Here is a 21,727-nt window from a genome sequence, read left to right on the forward strand (position 1 = left end):
GGTGTACCGAGTGACGGCCGACGGATGTCCGGGTCAGAGGTAGAGGTCTTGCTTGCGGATCGCAGATGTGGCGGCGACGCTGACGATCGAGGTGGCGACGAGGTAGCCGCAGGCGAGCCACGGGGCGCCGCCGCCGACTGCGATGAGGGCGGTGAGGATCATCGGCGTCACACCGGAGGCGTAGATCCCGGAGAATTGATACACCACCGACAGTCCGGTGTAGCGGATCTCGGTGGGATAGAGACTTGCATAGAGAGTGCCCTGTGCTCCGTAGAACAGAGCGTGGATGATCCCGAATACCAGCACCAGCGCGACGGTGAACCAGAGCATGTTCTCGGTGCCGAACAGGCCGAAAGTCGGGAACACCGCCAGGCCATACGCGGCGATTCCGATGATGTAGATCCTCGCGGCCCCGTAGCGGTCCACCAAGAGTCCGGAGAACGGAAGCAGGGGCGCCATGACGACTGCCGCGATCGTGACGGCCAGCAGGACGGGCACTTTCGAAAAGTCCAGACTTTTCGTCGCGTAGGTGATTGCGAAGACGCCCCAGGTGTTGAACGCGGCCCCTTCACCCCAGCGCGAGAGCAATCCGAGCACACTGCTGCGGCGGATGGGGCCGCGAAACACGTCCTTCAACGGAGCGGAGGAACGCGTCTGCAGTTCGTGCACTTCCCGGAATGCCGGGGTCTCCTCGACTTTCAGTCGCACGACGAAGCCGATGACGACGAGGATCAGGCTGAGCAAGAACGCGATTCGCCACCCGTACGACAGGAATTGGGCGTCGTCGAAGATCACCTGCAGGGCCGCGAAGACTCCGGTCCCCAGTGCGAGACCCAGGGCGAGGCCGATCTGCGGGATGCTTCCGAACAGCCCGCGTCGCCGCGCAGGGCTGTGCTCGACGGCGAGAAGCACGGCGCCCGCCCATTCGCCACCCAGGGCGAACCCCTGCAGAATCCGGAGCAGGAGCAACAGCACGGGGGCGAGAACACCGACCTGCTCGGCGGTCGGCAGCACGCCCATCAGGGCGGTGGCGATGCCCATGATGAACATGGTCAGCGCGAGCGTCTTCTTGCGCCCGATGCGGTCGCCGATGTGGCCGAACACGACTCCACCGATCGGGCGGACCACGAAACCGACTGCGAATGTCGCGAAAGCCAGCATGGTGCCGACGAAGGACGTCTGGTCGGGGAAGAAGAGTTGGTTGAAGACCAGGCTGGCGGCAGTTGCGTAGAGGAAGAAGTCGTACCACTCCACTGTCGTGCCCAGGAGGCTGGCTGCCACGACGGTGCGTAACCGCGTGCGCCGCTCGAGGTCGGACTCGGTCGACGGCGAGGAGGCGGGTTGGGAGAGCGTGGTCATGGGCCGGTGACGTTATCGGTGTCCGTCGCCGGCCTTCACCCTCCGAATCACGGTGAATGAAACCCTCCCGCCGGGGCCGCCAGGTTGATGAACTGGGCAGCGCTGACCATCTTCGTCGACAAGGATCCCGCGTGTCTCTGCATTTCCACTGGTTCCTGCCCACCTACGGTGACTCCCGCAACTTGATGGCAGGCGGCCACGGAAGCTCGATGGCGGGGGATCGTCCCGCAACGCTGAAATACCTCAACCAGATCGGGGCAGCCGCGGAGGCGAGCGGTTTCGAATCGGTTCTCACCCCCACCGGCGCCTGGTGCGAGGACGCGTGGCTCACGACGGCGATGATGGTGGAGACAACTGAAACATTGAAGTTCCTGGTGGCACTGCGGCCAGGCTTGCTCAGCCCGACGCTCGCCGCCCAGATGGCGTCGACATTCCAGTGGCAGTCGCAGGGGCGTCTGCTGCTCAATGTGGTGACCGGTGGAGAAGACCACGAGCAGCGGACGTACGGCGATTACCTCGACAAGAATCAGCGATACGCACGGTGCGGAGAGTTCCTCGACGTCATCCGGCGTCTGTGGTCGGGCAACGGTCCGGTCGACTATGCCGGCGAGTACATCCGGGTCGAGAACGCTTCGCTGCAGCGGATTCCCGATCCTGTGCCGCCGATCTTCTTCGGCGGGTCGTCACCTGGGGCCGGTACCGTCGCGTCCCAGTTCGCCGACACCTACCTCACCTGGGGTGAGCCGCCCAGTGCCGTCGCCGGGAAGATCGCGTGGATCCGGGACCTCGCCGAGGTGCAGGGACGCACGCTCGACTACGGCATCAGACTGCACGTGATCAGCCGCGACACCTCCGAGGAGGCCTGGGCCGAAGCCGACCGGCTGTTGGCAGCGCTCGATCCGGCCACGGTCGAACAGGCGCAACAGAGCCTCGCCCGCTCGGGCTCGGAGGGGCAGCGGCGGATGCGTGAGCTGCACGGCGGAGGTAGCGCGTATTCACAGGCGGGTGACGCGCGGAGTCTCGAGGTGGCGCCCAACCTGTGGGCAGGTGTCGGACTGGTGCGGGGTGGCGCCGGCACTGCGCTGGTCGGCTCGCACGAGGAGGTCGCCGACCGCATCGCCGAATACGCGGCACTCGGACTCGACCATTTCGTGCTGTCCGGTTATCCCCACCTCGAGGAGTCGTACCGCTTCGGAGAGGGCGTGCGGCCCATTCTCGAGCGTCGCGGGCTCGTCCAGCCACGCAGCCACCGCCCGGGCGACCTGTCGGGCTCGACGGCGTTCCTGTCCTCTCGTCGGTAGGTCCTGCCAGACTGGGAGCATGACGGCGGCTGCTCGAGTTCCCGAGGAGCTTCTCCGGCACCTGCGCCGCGCCCGCGATCTCGTCGACCGCAATTACGCGGAGCCGCTGGAGCTGGGGGAGTTGGCGGCATCGGCTGCCGTGTCGAAGTACCACTTCCTGCGGTGCTTCGCCGCCGTGTACGGGAAGACACCCGGGGTCTATCTCGCCGAGCGGCGTATCGAACGAGCCCAGGACCTCTTGCGGGCCACCAACCTCACCGTGACGGAGGTCTGTCATCTCGTCGGTTACACGAGCGTCGGGTCGTTCAGCGCCAAGTTCCGGCAGCTTGTCGGGACCTCACCGTCGATGTATCAGGCCAAGTTCGCCGAGAACGGTGCCCCGCGCATCCCGGGCTGCTACGTCTTCATGCACGGCCTGAGTGATCGCCGCTGAACGTCGCAATTTCGGAGAAGCACGACGAAGCGGCCCCGACGTAGGTTCGGTGCAGAACACCACACAGGCAGGGGCAGCACATGATTACAGGCGTATCCCTCGTGACGCTGTACGTCACGGATCAGGACGAGGCGAAGAAGTTCTATGTCGACACGCTCGGCTTCGTCGAGGGCACCGACGTCACGATGGGTGACGGGTTCCGCTGGGTGACGATCATGCACCCGGACCACTCCGAGCTCGAGGTCACCCTCATGAAGCCGGGACCGCCGCTCGACGCCGACATGGCAGAGGCGATCCGGCGCGCACTGGCGAGTGGGACGATGGGCGGGTTCGGATTGACCACCACCGACTGCCGCAAGACCTACGAGGAGTTGCGCGCGAAGGGAGTCGAGTTCACGCAGCCTCCGGCCGAACGCCCCTACGGGGTCGAGGCGGTGATGCGCGACAATTCGGGGAACTGGCTGGTGCTGGTCGAGAAGCGCGAGTTCACGGGCGAAGATTTCCCGCACTGATCATCCCAGAGCAGTCAGCTCGCCCCAGGACAATCAGCAGCGCGACCGGTGACGGCGGACGGCGTCCCGGTTGGCGCAGCGAGGCGAGCAGTAGCGTTGCCGCCCGTTCCGCGAGGTGTCTGCATAGATCACTGTGCATTCCTCCACCGCGCACCGGCCGAGCCGGCTCATCCCTCGGCCGACGAGATGCAATGCGGTTCCGACGGCAATGAGTGCCTCGAGCACTCCGGCGAGGGAACGCTGGTCGTCGCGATAGTGCAGATGCCAGCCGTCGCCGGCGTGGTTGGTCAGACGTGGGTAGGCGGACGCCTGTGCGAGGAGGAGATTGACTTGCTCTGCGCGGTCCTGCTCGTTTCCGGCGTCCACGATGACCACCCACCGGTCGAGCACGGCGAGCACGTCGCCGAGGTCGTCCTCGGAGACCGGGAAATCGACCACGACTCCGGCCTCGATGCATCGGGCCACCAGCTCGTCGATGGTCCGGGGTCGGCGATTCGCCAGATCAGCGGCGAGTTCCACCGCATACTCTCCGTAAGGGTTGAGATGCACAATGCCATTACATCACGCTGGAGCCATGAGTGAACGGCACGAGCACGCCTGGCGGGAAGTATCGCGACATCTGACGAGTACAGGGGTGGTGTCCTACACGGGCTGCAGTTGCGGACGTTGGCGATTAGTCCTGGTAAAGACTGCGATAGCGGCTTCTACGCAGATCTACGTCTGATCGCAGAAAGGCATAGATTCGTCTACGGAACGGTGACCTCCCCGACGAGGGGCTGGCATTTTCGGCGCGGGACGCACATAATCACCACGTGAGCCAAGTTACTGTTACTTCGAGTTCACTCATCTTCGCGCAGTCTGGCGGAGAGGGTGGCGGCGCAGCGTTCGACCAGATCATCGGGATCACGGTGGCGACGGCGGTCATCACGATCGGCCTGCTGTGGATCGCGTACCTGCACCGTACGCGGAAGATCACGTGGCTACAGTCGATTGCCGATGCCGCGGGTCGCAAGCTGGACCGCCCCGCGTGGGTGGCGCTCCCGCTGTTCACCTTCGTGGGCACCATTCTCACCGCGTTCTTCGGCTTCATCTGGGATGTGAGTCTGCACATCGGACGCGGGCGTGACGACGGCCCGCTGGCGAACCCGGCGCACTACTTCATCCTCGTGGGTCTCTTCCTGCTGTTCATCACCGGCATGCTGGCGATGATCCTGCCCCGTGACGAGAAGCCAGGTCCGGCCGCGCTGAAGATCACCCGCACCTGGTACGTCCCGGTCGGCGGGGTACTGGTTGCCGGGGCAGGCTTGTACGCCCTCATCGGTTTTCCGCTCGACGACGTCTGGCACCGCATCTTCGGTCAGGATGTCACGTTGTGGGGCCCCACTCACCTCATGCTGATCGGCGGAGCGGGACTGTCCCTGATCGGCGTTCTCCTCCTCGACTTCGAGGGTCGCGCCGCCAAGACGGGTGAGACGGCCGCCGACAGTCGGCTCATCTGGTTCCTCCGGTGCGGCACTTTCGGTGGACTGATCATCGGCTTGTCCGTCTTCCAGATCGAGTACGACTTCGGTGTCGAACAGTTCCGGTTGGTCCTGCAGCCGATGATGATCGCCGGTGCTGCCGCATTCGCACTGGTTGCCGCGCGCATCGTCCTCGGTCCCTTCGCGGCACTCGTCGCGGTCGCCGTCGCCGGAGTGGTACGCGCTGCGACCGCGTTGATGGTGGGCCCGGTACTCGGGGCCCCGACCAACGTCTTCGAATTGTGCCTCGGCGCGGCCGTGGTCATCGAACTGCTCGCCCTCACCCCGCTGATCAAGAATCGGGTGGCGTTCGGCGCCGTGGGCGGATTCCTCGTCGCCACGGTGGGACTCTGGCTCGAATCGTTGTGGATCGACGCCATGTACCTCTACCCCTGGCCCACCAGTATGTGGCCGGAGGCACTGGCGATGGCCGTGCCCGTCGGTATCGCAGCAGGAGCCTGTGGTGCGCTGCTCGGCCGGGTGCTGCGGTCCGAGGGTTTGCCGCGTCCCGCGCTCAGCCGGACCATCGTGGTCGCCACCGTTCTGGTGATCGGCGGTGCAACCGCCAACGGCCTGATTGCCACCGTCCCGGAGAACGCGACCGCCACAGTGGTCCTCACCGACGCGGCACCCGACGGCGGCCGAATGGTCAATGCCGAGGTCACCATCGATCCGCCCGATCTGGCGAGCGACGATCCGGCCTGGGTGTCCATCCTGTCCTGGCAGGGCGGGCCGGACCTCGACAACGGTTTCACCGTGGACAACCTCGAACGCACCGGGCCCGGAACCTACCGGACCAACGAGCCCGTGCCGGTGCACGGAACGTGGAAGACTTTGCTGCGCGTGCAGGACGGGCGCACCATGACGGCGGTGCCGATCTTCCTGCCGAGCGACCCGGGGATCGGCGCCGAGGAACTGCCCGCGGAATCGTCGTTCACCCGTGAGTTCGTCCCGGAAATCACCATCTTGCAGCGGGAGCGCAACTTCGATCATCCCAGTTGGTTGTTCGCCGCCGCCTCCCTGGTCGTGTTGGCCTGCACGCTCGCACTCGTCTCCGCCCTGGCCTGGGGCGCCGGACGGATCGGCAAGTACACCCGGGGGCAGGCGACCGCCGACACCCGCGAGGACGTGAACGTGACATGAGTCCGGCGAGCGACCCGAATGTCGTGTATCTCGCGGACCACTCGGTGTTGTTGGCGATTCCCGCCTTCGTTCCGGCATTCCTCGTCGTCGGTCTGATCGTCTATCTGGCGGTCCGGGACCGTAAAGCCGAGGCAGCCGAGAATGCCGAGAACACCGATGACGAATCAACGAAGCGGAAAGAGGAGGACGTCTAGGTGATCAGGCGGTTGACCGCCGTGGTGGCGGTGTCCGCGGGTGTTCTCGTCGGAGCTTCCGGGTGCGGTACCGAAACCGAAGCCCCTGGCAGCGGTACTCCCGAGGACAGTATCGTGATCGACGTCCGGATCAGCCAAGGCACGGTGACGCCCACCAACGAGCGCATCGACGTCGCGGTAGGACAGACCGTGACCGTGCGCGTCGACAGCGATGCCGACGATGAACTGCACGTACATGCGGTGCCGGAGCACTCGTTCGAAATTCACCCGGGGACGGGCCAGCAGACCCAGTTCTCGGTCGCGGTTCCGGGCCAGGTCGCCTTGGAGCTGCACGAGACCGGCAAGACGGTGGCCACCCTGCTCGTGCGTCCATGACCGCTGTGCTCGCACACGGGCTCGGTGGGTCCACCGATCTTCCGATTCCCTTCACCTTTGCCCTGATCGGCGCGAGCTGGGCGCTGACCGTGTCGTTCGTCGTTCTGGCCTTCGCGTGGAAGACCCCGAAACTCGATCCCGACCGGCCCGGCCGCGCCCTCCCCGACTGGGTCACGCGGTTTGCGGACTCGCCCATCACCCGGAACGTCCTGGCGGGTGTAGCGCTCGTCCTCACCGTGTGGGTGGCTCTGGCCGCGTTCTTCGGACCGTCCACGTCCGCGGATAATGCGTTGCCCGGTGTGTTCTACGTGCTGCTGTGGGTGGGCCTGGTCGCGGTGTCGCTGGCGTTCGGCCCGATCTGGCGGGTGCTGTCCCCGGTACGGACAGTGCACCGATTGGTGTGCGCAGCGCTCGGGCGCTCACCCGGAGAACGGAACCGGCGGTACGGCGACTCCTGGGGATATCGGCCGGCGGTGGTGGGCCTGTTCGCTTTCGTGTGGCTCGAACTCGCGTATTCGGATCCGGGTTCGGTTGCCGCCGTGCGTACCTGGTGTGTGGCCTACCTCGTCGTGACGTTGGCCGGCGCTGTTGTCGCGGGGGAGCGCTGGTGCGAGCGAGGTGATCCCTTCGAGGTCTACAGCACCCTCGCATCCCGGTTGTCGCCGCTGAGCCGCAATCGCGGTGACGGCCGGATCGCCTTACGCAATCCGCTCGACCATCTGGGGTCGATGCCCGTGCGCGCCGGGTCGGTGGCATTGATGGCGACCCTGCTGGGGTCGACGGCGTTCGACAGCTTCTCCGCCTTTCCATGGTGGCAGCGAACCCTCGACGCAGCCGGCGGGCCAGTAGCGGAGACGCTGGCGCGCACGGCCGGACTGCTTGTCTTCATCGGCTTCGTGGGTATGTCGTTCTGGGCGGCCACCAGGGCGACGGGCGGCCTACGTCGCGAGCAGCGCGCCGCCCTCCCCGGATTGCTCTCGCACTCGCTGATCCCGATCATCATCGGCTACGTGTTCGCCCATTACCTGACGTACCTGGTGGAGAAGGGTCAGGCGGCGGTGATCCTGCTGGCCGATCCGCTGGGACGCGGATGGAATCTGCTCGGACTGGGCAACGCCGAGGTGGCGTACATACTGTCCGAACACCCGTCCGCGACCGCGTCGATCAAGGTGCTCTGTGTGCTGATCGGGCACGTCCTGGGCGTGGTTGCGGCACACGACGCATCGGTGCGGATCCTGCCGCGGGGGCATCAGCTCACCGGACAGCTGGCACTGCTGCTCACCATGGTCACGTACACCTTCGGTGGGCTGTACCTGCTGTTCGGCGGCTGAAGCGCACGCTCGGCGTGGAGAGTGTCAGCGTTGGAGAACGACGGCGGCCTCGGCGGTGAGCGAGGAGAACGTGAACGTCTCTTCGAGGTACAGCGTCACGTCGGTCGCGGTGTGGCTGTCGTAGCCGATGGACAGGTCGGCGCCGAGGGTCAGTTGGTTGTCACCGCCACGGCTGGAGAGCACGTACCCGCCGCGGATCGCCGGGGCCCAGATGATGTCGCCGGTGACCAGGGCGTCGAGGTGGTGGAACACCGGGTGCCCGGCGTCGCGGGTCTCGCTGACTGCCGTGTACGTGTCGGCGTCGAGCACCACCGAGTACGGTCCCTCGACACCGGCGAGACGCAACGCCGACAATGCCGAGGCCACGGCGTCGGGAACGAGAAGCGGATCTTCGGGCAGGCTCAGGACGGGATTGTCGCTGGACGCGCCGATGCCGCGAATCCCGGCCTGCTCGAAGCCGTCGAAGATCGACTGGTCCTCGGCGAACGCGATGGCCTTCGCGGCGTCCTTGACGGGCTGCCAGTCGGAGTCGAGAGAGCCCCGGGCCACGTCGTCGACCTCAGCGCGACTGAGCGTGAACGGGAAACGCAGTTCGACGAGGGGATGGACCTGGCGCAATTGTGCCCGAATTCGGCTGTCGGAGGTACTGATCGGGGTGACCCGCCCGATGTTGTGGGCGGAGTAGGAGTAACCGAACGGCCCCGCGACGTCGACGACCCGTCGCCCGGCGACATGGCGCTTGAACGTACGAGCCGCCTCCTCGCTGATCTGCTGCCACGCTGCGTCCGTCACCGGGGCGAGGTTGCGGTGCAGATTGCTCGAATCACTCATTGCGATACTCCTTTGAGACCACCGATGTTCAAGGACAGGTCGTACGGGTCCGGCTGCTCGGCTTCGCCGATGGCATTCGATGGCGCCTCGGCGCTCTCCGGCTCATCGGCGAGGGACTCGAGAACGTCCCGGCTCGGAACGAAGAACAGCGTGCCCGTGACGGCCGTAGAAAAATCGAGGATGCGGTCGTAATTGCCGGGCGGTTCGCCGAGGAACATGCGTCGCAGCATCAGTTCGGTGACGCCCGGATCCCTGGCGTAACCGATGAAGTAGGTGCCGAACTCACCGGCCGCCAGGCTGCCGAACGGCATGTTGTCGCGGAGGATCTGGTGTTCGACACCGTCATCGTCGACGATCGTGTTGAGGGCGACGTGAGAGTTGCCGGGCTGTGCGTCCTCGTCCAACTCGACATTCTCGAGCTTGGTACGCCCGATGACGCGTTCCTGCTCGGTGACGCTGAGCGACGTCCAGGCGCTCATGTCGTGCAGATACTTCTGCACGATCACGTAGCTGCCACCACGGAAATCCGGATCCTCGTCTCCGATGAGGGCGGCCTCGTCGGCCTCGGCGTCGGTGGGGTTTTCGGTGCCGTCGACGAATCCTAGGAGATCGCGGGCGTCGAAATACCGGAAGCCGGACACCTCGTCGACAACGGTGGCAGCGGACCCGAGCGCTGCGACGAGCAAGCGGCCCAGCTCGAAACAGAGGTCGGCGCGGGCAGCCTTGATGTGGAACAGAACGTCACCAGGAGTGGACGGGGCGCTGTGGACGGGTCCGGACAGGGGGAGGAAGCGGTGCAGGAGAGCCGGTTTGGCGGCGGGGCTCATTCGGTCCCAGAACTCGGACCCGATGCCCACCACACACGACAGCGAACCCGCCAGTTCCCGGAAACCCACGGCCTTGAGAAGACTTTCGAGGTCGGCGACGACGTCGCGGACCGTCAGCGCGTCCTCGCGCGACTCACCCGCCACCACGACGAGGAAGAGCGACGCCGCACTAGGTGGTGTGAGAACGGCTTGCGCAGCCAATCTCGGCACTGGACCCGGCATCACGGCCTCCGATCATCTCGACAACGACGCTGCACCGACCGACGGGTCCCATTCAACACCCTCGGCTGAATCCGTCGACTCGGGACCGCAATCCTTGACGGAACACGATGTCGGTGGGTGCGTCTACCGTCGGCGACATGCCACTCTCTGCGCACGAGCGCGAACAGTTCCTGGCCGAGCCGCACATCGCGGCGCTGTCGGTGTCCGCGGGCGAGCACCGCGGACCCCTGACAGTCCCGATCTGGTACCAGTACCACCCCGGTGGCGAAATATGGGTGCTCACCGGTCCCGGGTCGGAGAAGGCGCGCCTCATCGAGGCGGCCGGGCGATTCACGTTGATGGTCGAACGAGTGGAACCCACCGTCCGATACGTCTCCGTCGAGGGCGCGGTGACGCGAACCGCCCCGGGAACGGACGACATGATGCGGGAGATGGCTCAGCGTTATCTCGCGCCGGAGAAGGTCGACGCCTACCTCCACTTCGCCAAGGCTCAACTCGGCGAGCAGGTTGCGATCTACCTCCGGCCCGAGCACTGGCGATCGGCAGACATGGGATCGAGCTGACTCGCTCCCGTGCCCGGGTGAAACGCCTCAGACCTGCACGGTGTCGAGGAGGGCTTCGGCAACGGCTGCGTCGCCGAAGAGTTGGAGGCTGTCGAGCGGCCGCCGCCGCCACACGGCGAGGAGTAGCTGTTGCGCGGAGCCGCGCAACGCGACGTCGGCTTTCGTGTGTTCGGTGGTGACGGCCATGCCGTCGTCGGTGAAGGCCAGCAGCCACTCGGCGTCACCGGTGTCGGTGCCGTGCAGGTGTACGGTGCGGCCGAGCAGGCTTTCGGGCACCTGCCCTGCACCAAGGAATCGTGAGGCCATGGCCTGGATCCACTCGTCGACGCCGTCGGCCGCTGCGGTGGGGTCTGCGGGTTCGGGCAGTGGCCCACCGGCCGTGTGGACGGCATCGGCGGCGTCGAAACGATGGACCGTCGCCTCGTGGGCCTGTCGGCGAACCCACCACCGCGCGGTTGCCGGTCCGACGAAGGTGGGTGCGGGCTCGTCGAGGTCTCGCTGCTCGAACTCGGTCATCATCGACTCGTGAGCCGAACGGTACGCGTCGAGACACTCCGGTCCCCGCGGCATCTGCCGCGCCGGTCGAGCCTGGTCGAGGGTGGCTCCGGGGCCTGCCTGCATCACGGCGGTCACCCATAGGTGGACTTTGCCGGTGTGCCGGACCACGTGTTCGAGCGTCCAACCCGGGCACGACGGTACCGGCGCGGCTAGAGCGTCGGCCGGCATCGACGCGATGCGCTGCCCTTCGGTGCGCAGGACATCGAGAAGGAGGGGCGTGCCGGGGTTCGTCATCCGCTCACGCTAATCCATCGTCACAAGGTGTACGGGGCAGTCGACGCCTGGATCTGTTCGAGGAATTCGGGTGGGACGGCAGGCCACTCCGGCTGCCAGTCACCGGCCAGTTGATCTGCCCGCAGATCCGCGCAGAGGGCGACGACGAGCGGTCCACCGTCGGGGAGAATGCGGCGAAGGCCCCGGACGGCGCAGATGGACGCCACGGAAGCGAGTACTTTCTTGGCCTCGTCTTCGCGGCCCGCCGCGGCAAGGCACGCCACCAGCAGTCGATCGGCCAGGAGCAGCGCCCGTCGGCGTCCGCTGCCCTCCAGCCTGCCGGTCCACTCGTGCGCCCATGTGCAGGCCAGCTCGATGTTCTCTCGGGAACGGGTGGCGAGGAGGAGACGGATGGCGGTGGCTTCTTCTACCTGCGCTGTGATCGAGTTCAGCCCGTGCACCGGCCGGCGCCGCTCTGCATAGGTGATCGGTGTGGCTGCTCCGAGTGCGGGATGGGCGGAGATTCCCAATCTTCGGCGTTCGTTCTCCACCCGGGCCTTCAGGCGCGGAAGTCGATGCGCAGTGGCGATTTCGTAGCCTTCGTGCAACCGGCGGGCGGCTTCGTCGCGGTCGTTGCGGAGTGCCTTGATGTGGGCCCCTGTGACGTACCGGGCGATCTTGAAGTCCACGCCGCCGCTTTCCGCGCCGAGGCGGTACCCGTCGTCGAGTAGCTGCTCCGCCTCGTCGAGTTCGCCCCGCTCGTAGAGGAGCTCGCCGAGAAGGGAACCCGCGAGCCGGCCCGAGGGCGCGTGCACTCCGCCGGCTTTCCGCGCGCCACCCCTTGCCTTGCGGAAGCGCTTCTCCGCCTCGTCGACGTCGAGTTCTTCCTGCGCGCAGATGCCCACGTAGCACTCACCGTGAACCATGTTGTGCGGTCCCTTGTTCCGTTGGTAATAGGGTTGCGCTCGTTCCTGGAGCCGTCGCGCTTCGGCGAAGTCGAATCGATACACTGCGGCGAAGGTGGCGACGTTGGAAGCGGCCGACACCACCCAGGGGTGCAATGATTCCGGCTGGGCGAGGCTCTCGGCGACGAGTTCGTCGATATCGTCGATCCGGTCGGCGCGCAGCTCCCCGACCCCGCGAACCGCACCGATCTCGGCGCGGAGATCCGCGATGTCCCCCGGGGCGAGTGCGCTGTGTTCAAGGGCACGCTCAGCCAGTTCGAGCGCCCGCCGCGCCGGTTCCATGCGGCTCAACATCATGTCTGCCCATGCCACGGTGATCTGCAGTCGGGCGCTGCGCTGCACCAACCGCGGCGGGAGCTTGCCGACGAGGGAGAGCAGCGTCGCGGTCTGCGAATGCTCGAAGAGCGACAACCCGTCGGCCTCCACCAACTCCACGGCCCGTTGTTCGTCACCGGCCGAGAGAGCATGTTCGACAGCCTCCCGGAGCAGTCCGTGGTTGCAGAACCAATCCGACGCTGCCCGATGAAGTTCCCGAAGACGTTCGGGCTGATCGCGTTCGAGCCTCCTGCGGAGAAATTCGGCGAAGAGGGTGTGGTAGCGAAACCAAGTCCGCTCGTCGTCGATGTGACGGAGGAACAGATCCCGGTCCTCCGCCTCCTCGAGCATGGCCTGCCCACGTGCCGTGTCCGCGAGGGTGCAGGCGAGGCGTCCACAGATGCGGTCGGTGATCGACGTGGCGAGCAGAAAGTCGAGCATCGCCGGTTCGAGGGTGTCGAGGACGTTCTCGGCGAGAAATTCGCCGATCGCATGATGCCGTCCCGACAGCCCGGCGATGAGTTCCCCGGGATCGGATCGGCCCCGCAACGACAACGAGGCCAGTTGCAGCGCCGCCACCCAGCCGTCGGTGGAATCTCGGAGTTCGGTGACGTCGTCGTTCTCGAGGGGCAGGCCACCGAGGTCGACGAGGAACTCTCGCGCTTCACCGTTGTCGAAACGGAGCTCGGCATAATCGATTTCGACCAGTTCGTCCTTGACTCTCATTCGGCTCATCGGCAGGCCCGCCCGGGTTCGGCTCGCGACGATCACCTGCAGGTGGTGACACCCGTTGTCGAGGAGGAACTCCAGGGCGGCGATCGTCGCCGGATCGGACACCCGTTGCCAGTCGTCGATGATCAGCGCGACGCGTTCACCGCTCGAGTGGATCTGGTTGACGAGGGAGGTGAGTACGTACCGCTCGGCCTCGTTGTCGTGCTCCTCGAGAACCTGACCGAGTTCCTCGGCCAAACTCGGCCGCACGTGCCGGATCGCCTCGATGAGGTGCGCGACGAACCAGACCACGTTGTCGTCGTCGTTGTCGACGGTCAACCATGCGACGGCCACACCGTCCGCGGTCAGGACATCACGCCACTGCACAGCCAGGGTGCTCTTCCCGAAACCGGTCGGGCCGTGGATGACTGTGAGTAGCCGGCGACGGCCGGCCCGCAACAAGTCGATGAGGCGTGCACGCTCCACCAGTCGCCGGGTGGGCACGGGCGGCCGGAACCGGGTAGCCGGCGTCGGCGGAGGCGTCGAGGTGTCCCGTCGCCTGCCGGTGGTGGAACGAGGGGTGTCACCGGTGCCGGTGCCGGACGGCGCGGCATCGGCGGGATGGACGACGACGATGCCTTTGTCGACGGGCATCGCCATCTCGTCGACGGGCAGTCCGTGACGGCGTTCGATGTCGCGAAGTTCGTCTCCGAACGCGGCGGCGGAGGCCGGACGCTCCTCCGGGTTACCGGACATCGCCCGTTGAATCACATCGCTCACGTCGGCGGGAAAGCCTTCCTGGCGCAGATCGGGCACGGGCTGGGTGGTGATCCGCAGGAACTGGGCGATCACCTCCTCGCCGTGGTGCCGCTCGAACGCGGCATGACCGGTGATTGCGCTGAACAGCGTGGCGCCCAGGCTGTACACGTCGGACGCCGCGGTCGGTGCCCGCCCCGACAGCACTTCGGGGGAGGTGAACGCCGGTGATCCGGTGACTGTGCCGGCCGAGGTCTCGAATGCCCCGGACATCCGTGCGATGCCGAAGTCGGTGAGCTGCGGCTCGCCGTATTCGGTGAGGAGGATGTTGCCGGGTTTCACGTCGCGGTGGAGTATTCCCACCCGGTGGGCGGTCTCCAGGGCGCCGGCGAGTTTGACGCCGATTCGGAGCGCCTCGCTCCACGGCACGGGACCCCTTCTGCGGATCTGCATGTCGAGCGAGTCGTGGGGATGAAATTGCATCACGATGAATGGTTTGCCGCTGTCCGTAGCGCCGACCTGCATGATGTTGACGATGTGTGGGTGTCCGCTCAATCTGCCCATCGCGCGTTGTTCCCGCAAAAATCGTTCGAGGTTTTCTGCGTCGAGTTCCGCGGTGAGCACCTTCACGGCGACGGTCCGGTCGAGCTGGGGTTGCACGCAGCGGTAGACCACTCCGAATCCGCCGCGGCCGATTTCTACGGCATCCTCGAGCCCGACTGCGGAGAGTTCGGCTGCGAGCGTGGGAGCAGCGCCACGCTGAGTCGCGAGCGGATCAAATTCGGCCATCGTCGGCCTCGACCTGACGTTGTGGCGTCAGCAACCGCGCGGGCATGCAACCACCTCTTTGCTCGCCGTCGAGCATATCGTGGCGCGCAGTGCCGTGCCGCCGCCACAGCGTGCACATGCCCGCGAACCGTGGACAATCGAACGATGCCACACGTGCGGAGAATCGTGGACCTTTCCCACACGATCGGTCCCGGAATGCCGGTCTATCCCGGCGATCCGGTGCCGATGCTGACGCCGCACCGCACGATCGAACGCGATGGCTACAACGTCTTGGGGGTCCGCTTCGGCTCCCAATCCGGCACCCATGTAGATGCGCCTGCCCACATGGACGCAACCGGCGCCACCGTCGACGCCCTGCCGCCCGAGCTGTTCGTCGGCCGCGGAGTGTTGTTCGACGTCCGCGATCTCGGTGCGCGCGAACGTATTACCGTTGATGCGATCCGAGCCGCGGCTGAACGCGTACGGCCCGGCGACATCGCCCTGTTCCATACCGGATGGTCGCGTTATTACGGCAGCGACGCCTATTACACGCACCCCTATCTCGATCCCGATGCCTGCGAACTACTGCTCGATCGGGGGGTGCGGACATTCTGCGTCGACGCACCGAGTGTCGACGAGACGCCCGCCGACGAGGGGGCCGACAACGGATATCCGGTGCACCACCTGATCGCCGCTGCCGGGGGAGTGATCGGCGAGAACCTGTGCCGCCTCGACCTCATCGACTTCCCCGACCCCCTCGTCAGCCTGTTGCCGATCACCATCGAGGGCTCGGACGGCGCCCCCACCCGTGCGGTGGCGCTCGACCTCGGGTACTGATGTCGATGGCGGGCCAGAACGACGTGCACGCGCGCTGAGTCTCAGCCTCCGGCGACCGACTGCAGAATCTGTATTTCCTGGCCCGGTGCCACTTCGGTGCTCACGCCGCCCAGTAGGCGAACGTCCTCGCCGTCCACGTAGACGTTGACGTACCGGCGCAGGGCGCCCGTCTCGTCGCGAATGCGCCTGCCGAGCACCGGGTACCTCTCGGCGAGAACGTCGAGGACGGCGGCCACTGTCGCCACGGAGTCGAGAGCCACGTCGACGGTGCGTTCACCGCCCACGATCGAGGCGAGGGCGCGCGGAACCCGAACGGACACGGCCCCGGTCACGGCGCGGCCACCACCGCCGCGCGCACACAGAGGACGTCGGGCAGGTGTCCGACCACCTCGGTGAACGTGGCGCCCTCATCGGCGCTCGCGTACACGGCACCGCCGCGCGTACCGAAATACACTCCCACGGGGTCGGCGGTGTCGACGGACGCGGCGTCACGCAGCACCACGTTGTACTCGCGTTCCGGTAAGCCACGGTCGAGCCGGGTCCAGGTATTGCCGGCATCCTCGCTGCGGTACACGGCGAGGCGGCCGTCCGGTGGGATCCGTTCGGCGTCCGCCTCGATCGGCACCACCCACACCGTGCCCTCGCGAGACGGGTGGGTGAGCATGACGAAACCGAAGTCCGACGGCAACCCGTCGGCAATCGACTTCCACGTGTCGCCGTTGTCGTCGGATCGGTACACGCCGTGATGGTTCTGCGCATACAGCCGATTCTCGGACACCGCGTCACGGGCGATCTTGTGGACGCATTGCCCGAACTCCGGATTCGGATCCGGCAGGAAGCCCGCCGAGATGCCCGCATTCCGCGGCTGCCAGGTGCGGCCGCCGTCAGTGGTGCGGTAGACGCCGCCCGTGCTCATGGCGACGTGCACCGTCTCCGGGTCGCGGGGATGCGGAACCACGGAATGAGCTGCAGCGCCGCCGAACCCGGCACCCCACTGCGACCGGTGCGGGTGGTCCCACAGTGCGCGCTCGAGTTCGAAGTGCTCGCCGTTGTCCAGGGATCGCCACACCGAAATCGGTTCACAGCCCGCCCATACGACACCGGGCCGGTCTTCGCTGTCCGGTTGGAGTTGCCAGATTCGCTCGAGCGCGGCGTCGTCGGTGTCACCGAATCGGATCGCCCCGTGGTCGGGTTCGACCCATGTGGCGCCCAGGTCGTCGGAGTGCGCGACGGTCGGTCCCCAGTGCTCCGACCGGACCCCCACGAGAATGCGGGTGCGGCCCGCGCGGGTGTCGATGCCGATGCTGGGGATTTCGTGCATCAAGAAATGTGGGCCCGAAAACGACCACGCGGTGCGGTTTCGGCTGGTGGCCAGCCAGAGGCCCTTCTTGGTTCCGATCGCGAGCAAAACTGTGTCGGCTGCGCTCATCGTTACATCGGACCACTCGGTCCGGCGAATGGCAATGGTGCGATCGCACCTCGATGGCCAGGTCAGCTGGCGAGAGAATGCGACGCGTGGATCCGGGACCGCAGGTGGGCGAGCGCGCGGTGCTGGGCGACGCGAATGGCCCCGGGGGTGGTGTCGAGTACCCGTGCGGTCTGTTCGGCGGACATCCCGACCACGATGCGCATGAACACGATCTGCTGGTGCCGGACCGGGAGCGTCTGCACCAGTTCGTCCATCTCCCCCCGAAGTTCGGCGCGCAGCACGTGGTGCTCGGGCCCCTCGTCGATATCCACGGTGTGATGCGCGGTCTCCGATCGTGCGGTGGGCACCGACAGGCGATTGGCGCGCCGACGGGCATCGGACACCTTGTGTGCGGCGATACCGAAGATGAACGACAGCAGGGATTTACCTTCGTCGCGGTAGGTGCGCAGTGCGCTCATCAATGCGAGGGAGACGTCTTGGGTGACGTCGTCGGCCGAGGCGTGCGGGTGTTCCACCGATTCGAGTCGGGACGTGCAGTAGCGATGCACCACCGGGTGGGCGATGCGGAGAATCTCTTCCACGGCCTCCTCGTCCCCGACGGCGGCGAGGGGTGCGAGGCGCTCGAGCTGCGCTCTGACGTCCGTCTCGATCATGGTGTTCTCCCGTTCCGTGTGACTGCTTCCAGCCTCGGCGGAACGGGCGCCCGTCGATAGGCACCGAAGGGTGACGAACACCCACCCCCTCGTGCGCGTCGTGGACTTCATAGCGGGATCTAGGACACGCGCTAGATGTCCGCAGATTCGGCTATCGAGGTTGTTACCTTCGAGGCCATGGACCCCGTCCGTAATCCCTACGCCCCCGGTGCAGGCCAGCGTCCACCGGAGCTCGCGGGCCGAAGCAGACAGCTCGACGCGTTCGACGTGGTGCTCGAGCGGATCGCCCGCGGCCGTCCGGAACGCAGTGTGGTGCTCACCGGACTCCGCGGAGTCGGGAAGACGGTGCTGCTCAATCATCTGCGGTCGGCGGCCATCTCCCGCAGCTGGGGAACCGGCAAGATCGAGGCCCGCCCTGACCAGGACGTGCGCCGACCGCTGTCGTCGGCGCTGCACATGGCTGTGCGCGAGATCGCGGGGGCACACCGCAACCCCGATCGGGTCGAGGAGTTCCTGGGCGTGCTGAAGTCGTTTGCGTTGCGGGCGACGGCGGACAAGGGCATGCGGGAGAGATGGCAACCCGGGATCGACGCCCCGGCCGTGAAGGGTCGGGCGGATTCGGGAGACATCGAGATCGATCTGGTGGAGTTGTTGCTCGACGCCTCCTCGCTGGCGCGAGATGTGGGCGTCGGGATCGCGCTGTTCATCGACGAGATGCAGGACCTCGGTGCCGCGGACGTCTCCGCGATCTGCGGCGCGTGCCACGAACTCAGCCAGGACGCGGCGCCGCTCATCGTGGTCGGTGCCGGTCTCCCGCACCTCCCTGCGGTGTTGTCGGCATCGAAGAGTTACTCGGAGCGCCTTTTCAGTTACCACCGCATCGACCGGCTGGACCGGGCGTCGGCGGATCGCGCGCTCATCGCGCCCGCAGAGCGGGAAGATGTGAAGTTCGCCGACGAGGCCTTGGATGCGTTGTACGCGGCCGCCGACGGTTATCCCTATTTCGTGCAGGCGTACGGGAAGGCCACCTGGGATGTGGCTGCGGCCAGCCCGATCACCGAGGAAGACGTGCGGGTGGCGGCACCGACCGCGGAAGAGGAACTCGCGGTGGGGTTCTTCGGTTCCCGCTACGAGCGCGCGACCCCGGCCGAACGCGAGTACATGCGGGCGATGGCGGATCTCGCCGGCGACGACGGCCCCGTCGCGACAGCGGCGATCGCCGCCGAACTCGGTCGTAAACCGGCCTCGTTGTCACCCGCCCGGGACGGGCTGATCAAGAAGGGACTGATCTATTCGGCCGAGCGCGGATCGATCGGGTTCACCGTCCCGCATTTCGGCCGGTATCTGCGCGGCCAGAGCGACTGAGAGATCGGTAGTGCAATCTACCGGTTTCTAGGCTCATCGCTAGAGAGTCGAATACGACGCTAGCGGGAGTTGGAGAGGTCAGCCCTGATCGATGTAGTGCTCGAGCTGGTCGCGTTCGCTCTGCAGCTCGCCGATCCGGCTCTTCACCACGTCACCGATGCTGACGATGCCTACGAGCTGCCCCTCCACCACCACGGGCAGGTGCCGGATCCGGCGCTCGGTCATGGTCTCGGCGAGGCTGTCCACACTGTCGGTGGGCAGACAGGTGAACACCGAGGTGCTCATGATGTCCGCGACCCGTGCCTTCAGCACGTCGGGTCCACGTTCGTGAATCTTGCGCACGACGTCGCGCTCGGTCACGATGCCGACCAGCGAGCCCTTCTCGAGCACCACCAGCGCGCCGACATTGTGCTGGGCGAGCTCGTCGACGACGCTGCTCACCGACGTATCGGCGTCGACCGTCGCTACCGCCGTACCCTTGCTCCGCAATACATCCGCGATCCGCATCTGGACACCCCGATCCATCCGCACTCGTACCCGCCGGGTCGATCGCGGGCAACTATCGAGCCTAGGCCAGCCCTACCGCAGGTCTCCGCATGTTTACCTACTCGTGACCGTAGCCTTGCGAACGATCCTGCGCCTCGGGCCACGCCGCTCCTCCGTACACTCGGCGCCGATGACTCGAGTGAGCGGGGCCGCCGCATACGACGCGGCGGGTGTAGACGGTATTCGATCGCTGTGGGAGCGCGTGAGCGCGATCAGCCCCACCCCGGCGACATGGATCGTCCAGGTGGTGGCAGTGGTCGCTGTGGTGCTCGTTCTCGAGCCCCACGCCTGGCGCATCACGCGCAACGTGGTGACGATCATCCACGAGGGTGCGCATCTCGTGGTCGCGCTGCTTTTCGGTAGACGACTGAAAGGTGTCCGGCTGCACTCGGATACGTCCGGGGTCGCGATCTCGTCGGGCAAGCCCACAGGACTCGGCGTCGTTCTCATGACCTTTGCGGGGTATGTGGGTCCCGCGGTCCTCGGCCTCGGCGCAGCTTGGGTGCTCGGTACCCGTCATGCCGTCGCGGTGCTCTGGATCGGGGTGGTGGCACTCGCCGCCATGCTGATCCTGGTTCGGAACCTCTACGGGCTGTTCTCCCTCACCGTCGTCGGGGCCCTCCTGTTCGGATTGGTCTGGCTCGGCACGGAGCAACAACAAGTGGCGGCTGCCTACCTGATCACGTCCTTCATGCTGGTGGCGTCGCCGCGGCCGGTCATCGAGCTACAGCGGAGTCGGGCACGGCGGGCCGCCCCCGACTCCGACGCCGATCAGCTGGCGCGGCTCACCCGCGTTCCCGGCATCGTCTGGGTGGGTCTCTTCCTGCTGGTCAACATCGGATGTCTCCTGCTCGGGGGCTGGTGGATTCTCCGTCCGGTCGGGGCGTGATCGGGTGCCCCGCTCGTCACGCGACCTCGTGCTCACTGCCCGCGGCGACCTTGCGCAGGCCGCGGTAGGCACCTTCCGCCGTCTGTCGCCCCGCCACCACGGCTTCCACCTCGGCGGCGATAGGCATGTCCACGCCGTGGTCACGGGCGAGTTCCATGACGGTCGGTGCGGTCTTGACACCCTCCGCGACCTGGCCGAGTTGGGCGACGGCCTCCTCCACGGTCAGCCCGCGGGCCAGCGCTTCGCCCACCCGGCGGTTACGGGAACTGGGGCTCATGCACGTCGCGATCAGGTCACCGACACCGGTGAGGCCGGCGAAGGTTCGCGGGTTGGCGCCCATCGCCTCGCCGAGCCTCGTCATCTCGGCCAGCCCTCGGGCGAGCACCATGGCCCGCGTGTTGTCGCCGACGTCGAGTCCGTCGGCCATGCCCGACGCGATGGCCACGATGTTCTTGAGCACGCCACCGAGCTCGCACCCGAGCACGTCGGTGTTGCGGTAGACGCGGAAGACGGGGGACGCGAACAGTGGCTGCAGGGCGGTGGCCACTCGAACGTCCTGGGTAGCCACGACGGAAGCAGCGGCAAGTCCGTCGACGATCTCGCGAGCGATGTTCGGCCCCGCGAGGAGCCCGACGGGATGGCCGGGGAGGCATTCCGCAATCACCTCGGTGGGACGCAACCGGGTGCCGGGCTCGAGTCCCTTGGCCAGCGACAGCACCGGTACCCACGCGCGCACCTCGTTGGCGATCTGCGAGAGGGTGCCGCGGACGGCATGTGAGGGCACCCCGACGACGAGGACGTCTGCCTCCTGCGCTGCCTCGACGAGGTCGGCGGTGGCGCGCATCGAGTCGGGGAGGACGCGGTCACCGAGGTACCGGGAGTTCCTGTGGACGGTGTTGATCTCGTCGGCGGTGTCCGAGCTCCGCGCCCACAAGAGGGTCGGTGTGTTCCGCGCCGCCAGTCCGGCCACAGTAGTTCCCCACGAGCCCGCTCCGAGAACGACGACGCGTACCGGCCGGGCCATTATCGATCACTCCTGTATCGATCACTCCTGGGGCGAATAGGTTTCATACCGACAAGGGTGGCACCGCAAGCCGGCGACCACACCGAA

At 66.6% G+C, this 21,727-nt stretch carries 22 protein-coding genes; 11 read left to right on the top strand and 11 right to left on the bottom strand.

What is annotated here, in order from left to right; genetic code table 11:
- Window positions 1–33: 33 nt before the first annotated feature.
- On the bottom strand, window positions 34–1,359 hold the full coding sequence (locus R4P95_RS14300) for an MFS transporter (protein ID WP_317744089.1): 1,326 nt from the start codon (window positions 1,357–1,359) through the stop codon (window positions 34–36).
- Between the two features lie 131 nt (window positions 1,360–1,490).
- Here R4P95_RS14300 and R4P95_RS14305 point away from each other — a divergent pair, with 131 nt between their 5' ends.
- The 3 genes from R4P95_RS14305 to R4P95_RS14315 all read left to right on the top strand — a co-directional run bounded on the left by R4P95_RS14305 (window position 1,491) and on the right by R4P95_RS14315 (window position 3,605).
- A complete protein-coding gene (locus tag R4P95_RS14305) occupies window positions 1,491–2,660 on the top strand; it encodes an LLM class flavin-dependent oxidoreductase (protein WP_317744088.1) in 1,170 nt (389 codons plus the stop codon).
- 19 nt (window positions 2,661–2,679) lie between these two features.
- Window positions 2,680–3,093, top strand: a complete 414-nt coding sequence (locus R4P95_RS14310; RefSeq protein WP_317744086.1) for an AraC family transcriptional regulator — start codon at window positions 2,680–2,682, stop codon at window positions 3,091–3,093.
- Between the two features lie 80 nt (window positions 3,094–3,173).
- Window positions 3,174–3,605: a VOC family protein gene (locus tag R4P95_RS14315; protein WP_213576163.1), complete on the top strand. Its 432-nt coding sequence runs from the start codon at window positions 3,174–3,176 to the stop codon at window positions 3,603–3,605.
- A gap of 33 nt (window positions 3,606–3,638) precedes the next feature.
- Here the strand turns inward: R4P95_RS14315 and R4P95_RS14320 are convergent, their stop codons facing one another.
- Window positions 3,639–4,154: a CGNR zinc finger domain-containing protein gene (locus R4P95_RS14320; RefSeq protein ID WP_317744084.1), complete on the bottom strand. Its 516-nt coding sequence runs from the start codon at window positions 4,152–4,154 to the stop codon at window positions 3,639–3,641.
- A gap of 263 nt (window positions 4,155–4,417) precedes the next feature.
- Between R4P95_RS14320 and R4P95_RS14325 the strand changes: the two genes are divergently transcribed.
- Genes R4P95_RS14325 through R4P95_RS14340 form a run of 4 tightly spaced genes read left to right on the top strand, consistent with a single transcriptional unit; the run spans window position 4,418 to window position 8,168 of the window.
- Window positions 4,418–6,268 carry a hypothetical protein gene (locus R4P95_RS14325; protein ID WP_213576165.1) on the top strand — a complete coding sequence of 617 codons (1,851 nt, stop codon included), beginning with the start codon at window positions 4,418–4,420 and terminating at the stop codon, window positions 6,266–6,268.
- Window positions 6,265–6,462 (top strand): hypothetical protein, encoded by a 198-nt coding sequence (locus tag R4P95_RS14330; RefSeq protein ID WP_213576166.1) that lies wholly within the window; start codon window positions 6,265–6,267, stop codon window positions 6,460–6,462. Before R4P95_RS14325 ends, R4P95_RS14330 begins: the two co-directional genes overlap by 4 nt.
- Window positions 6,463–6,837 (top strand): hypothetical protein, encoded by a 375-nt coding sequence (locus R4P95_RS14335; protein WP_317744083.1) that lies wholly within the window; start codon window positions 6,463–6,465, stop codon window positions 6,835–6,837. It begins immediately after the preceding gene.
- Entirely contained in the window at window positions 6,834–8,168 is a 1,335-nt protein-coding gene (locus R4P95_RS14340; protein WP_317744082.1) for a hypothetical protein, read from the top strand. Before R4P95_RS14335 ends, R4P95_RS14340 begins: the two co-directional genes overlap by 4 nt.
- 24 nt (window positions 8,169–8,192) lie before the next feature.
- Here R4P95_RS14340 and R4P95_RS14345 read toward each other — a convergent pair whose 3' ends face one another.
- Together R4P95_RS14345 and R4P95_RS14350 are read right to left on the bottom strand one after the other, a co-directional pair.
- On the bottom strand, window positions 8,193–8,999 hold the full coding sequence (locus tag R4P95_RS14345) for a family 1 encapsulin nanocompartment shell protein (RefSeq protein WP_317744080.1): 807 nt from the start codon (window positions 8,997–8,999) through the stop codon (window positions 8,193–8,195).
- Window positions 8,996–10,048 carry a Dyp-type peroxidase gene (locus R4P95_RS14350; RefSeq protein WP_317744079.1) on the bottom strand — a complete coding sequence of 351 codons (1,053 nt, stop codon included), beginning with the start codon at window positions 10,046–10,048 and terminating at the stop codon, window positions 8,996–8,998. Before R4P95_RS14350 ends, R4P95_RS14345 begins: the two co-directional genes overlap by 4 nt.
- Window positions 10,049–10,185: 137 nt before the next feature.
- On the opposite strand from R4P95_RS14350, the gene R4P95_RS14355 reads away from it, so the two are divergent.
- The gene (locus R4P95_RS14355; protein WP_317744077.1) at window positions 10,186–10,611 is read left to right on the top strand and encodes a pyridoxamine 5'-phosphate oxidase family protein; all 426 of its coding nucleotides are present in this window, start codon (window positions 10,186–10,188) and stop codon (window positions 10,609–10,611) included.
- 27 nt (window positions 10,612–10,638) lie between these two features.
- On the opposite strand, the gene R4P95_RS14360 is transcribed toward R4P95_RS14355, so the two are convergent.
- Both R4P95_RS14360 and R4P95_RS14365 read right to left on the bottom strand, forming a co-directional pair.
- A complete protein-coding gene (locus R4P95_RS14360; protein WP_213576172.1) occupies window positions 10,639–11,403 on the bottom strand; it encodes a maleylpyruvate isomerase family mycothiol-dependent enzyme in 765 nt (254 codons plus the stop codon).
- A 20-nt stretch (window positions 11,404–11,423) separates the two neighbouring features.
- Window positions 11,424–14,918 carry a protein kinase domain-containing protein gene (locus R4P95_RS14365; RefSeq protein WP_317744076.1) on the bottom strand — a complete coding sequence of 1,165 codons (3,495 nt, stop codon included), beginning with the start codon at window positions 14,916–14,918 and terminating at the stop codon, window positions 11,424–11,426.
- 144 nt (window positions 14,919–15,062) lie between these two features.
- Here R4P95_RS14365 and R4P95_RS14370 point away from each other — a divergent pair, with 144 nt between their 5' ends.
- Window positions 15,063–15,734 (top strand): cyclase family protein, encoded by a 672-nt coding sequence (locus R4P95_RS14370; protein ID WP_317744074.1) that lies wholly within the window; start codon window positions 15,063–15,065, stop codon window positions 15,732–15,734.
- 41 nt (window positions 15,735–15,775) lie between these two features.
- On the opposite strand, the gene R4P95_RS14375 is transcribed toward R4P95_RS14370, so the two are convergent.
- The 3 genes from R4P95_RS14375 to shbA form a co-directional block, all read right to left on the bottom strand.
- Window positions 15,776–16,066, bottom strand: coding sequence for a ubiquitin-like small modifier protein 1 (locus R4P95_RS14375; RefSeq protein ID WP_159923587.1), 291 nt, complete (start codon window positions 16,064–16,066; stop codon window positions 15,776–15,778).
- Entirely contained in the window at window positions 16,063–17,163 is a 1,101-nt protein-coding gene (locus tag R4P95_RS14380; RefSeq protein ID WP_317744070.1) for an exo-alpha-sialidase, read from the bottom strand. The genes R4P95_RS14375 and R4P95_RS14380 overlap by 4 nt, the downstream gene beginning before the upstream one ends.
- Before the next feature lie 62 nt (window positions 17,164–17,225).
- Window positions 17,226–17,816, bottom strand: coding sequence for an RNA polymerase sigma factor ShbA (shbA, locus tag R4P95_RS14385; RefSeq protein WP_317744069.1), 591 nt, complete (start codon window positions 17,814–17,816; stop codon window positions 17,226–17,228).
- Between the two features lie 177 nt (window positions 17,817–17,993).
- Here shbA and R4P95_RS14390 point away from each other — a divergent pair, with 177 nt between their 5' ends.
- Window positions 17,994–19,181: an ATP-binding protein gene (locus R4P95_RS14390; protein ID WP_159927345.1), complete on the top strand. Its 1,188-nt coding sequence runs from the start codon at window positions 17,994–17,996 to the stop codon at window positions 19,179–19,181.
- Window positions 19,182–19,259: 78 nt separating this feature from the next.
- Here the strand turns inward: R4P95_RS14390 and R4P95_RS14395 are convergent, their stop codons facing one another.
- Complete coding sequence (locus tag R4P95_RS14395) at window positions 19,260–19,688, bottom strand: CBS domain-containing protein (RefSeq protein WP_159927347.1); 429 nt, start codon at window positions 19,686–19,688, stop codon at window positions 19,260–19,262.
- Between the two features lie 241 nt (window positions 19,689–19,929).
- On the opposite strand from R4P95_RS14395, the gene R4P95_RS14400 reads away from it, so the two are divergent.
- The gene (locus R4P95_RS14400; protein WP_317744605.1) at window positions 19,930–20,616 is read left to right on the top strand and encodes a M50 family metallopeptidase; all 687 of its coding nucleotides are present in this window, start codon (window positions 19,930–19,932) and stop codon (window positions 20,614–20,616) included.
- Window positions 20,617–20,632: 16 nt separating this feature from the next.
- Here R4P95_RS14400 and R4P95_RS14405 read toward each other — a convergent pair whose 3' ends face one another.
- Window positions 20,633–21,640 carry an NAD(P)H-dependent glycerol-3-phosphate dehydrogenase gene (locus R4P95_RS14405; RefSeq protein WP_109333855.1) on the bottom strand — a complete coding sequence of 336 codons (1,008 nt, stop codon included), beginning with the start codon at window positions 21,638–21,640 and terminating at the stop codon, window positions 20,633–20,635.
- Between the last annotated feature and the right edge of the window lie 87 nt (window positions 21,641–21,727).

It is taken from the genome of Rhodococcus sp. IEGM 27, assembly GCF_033142305.1.
Taxonomy (GTDB): Bacteria; Actinomycetota; Actinomycetes; order Mycobacteriales; family Mycobacteriaceae; genus Rhodococcus_F; species Rhodococcus_F oxybenzonivorans.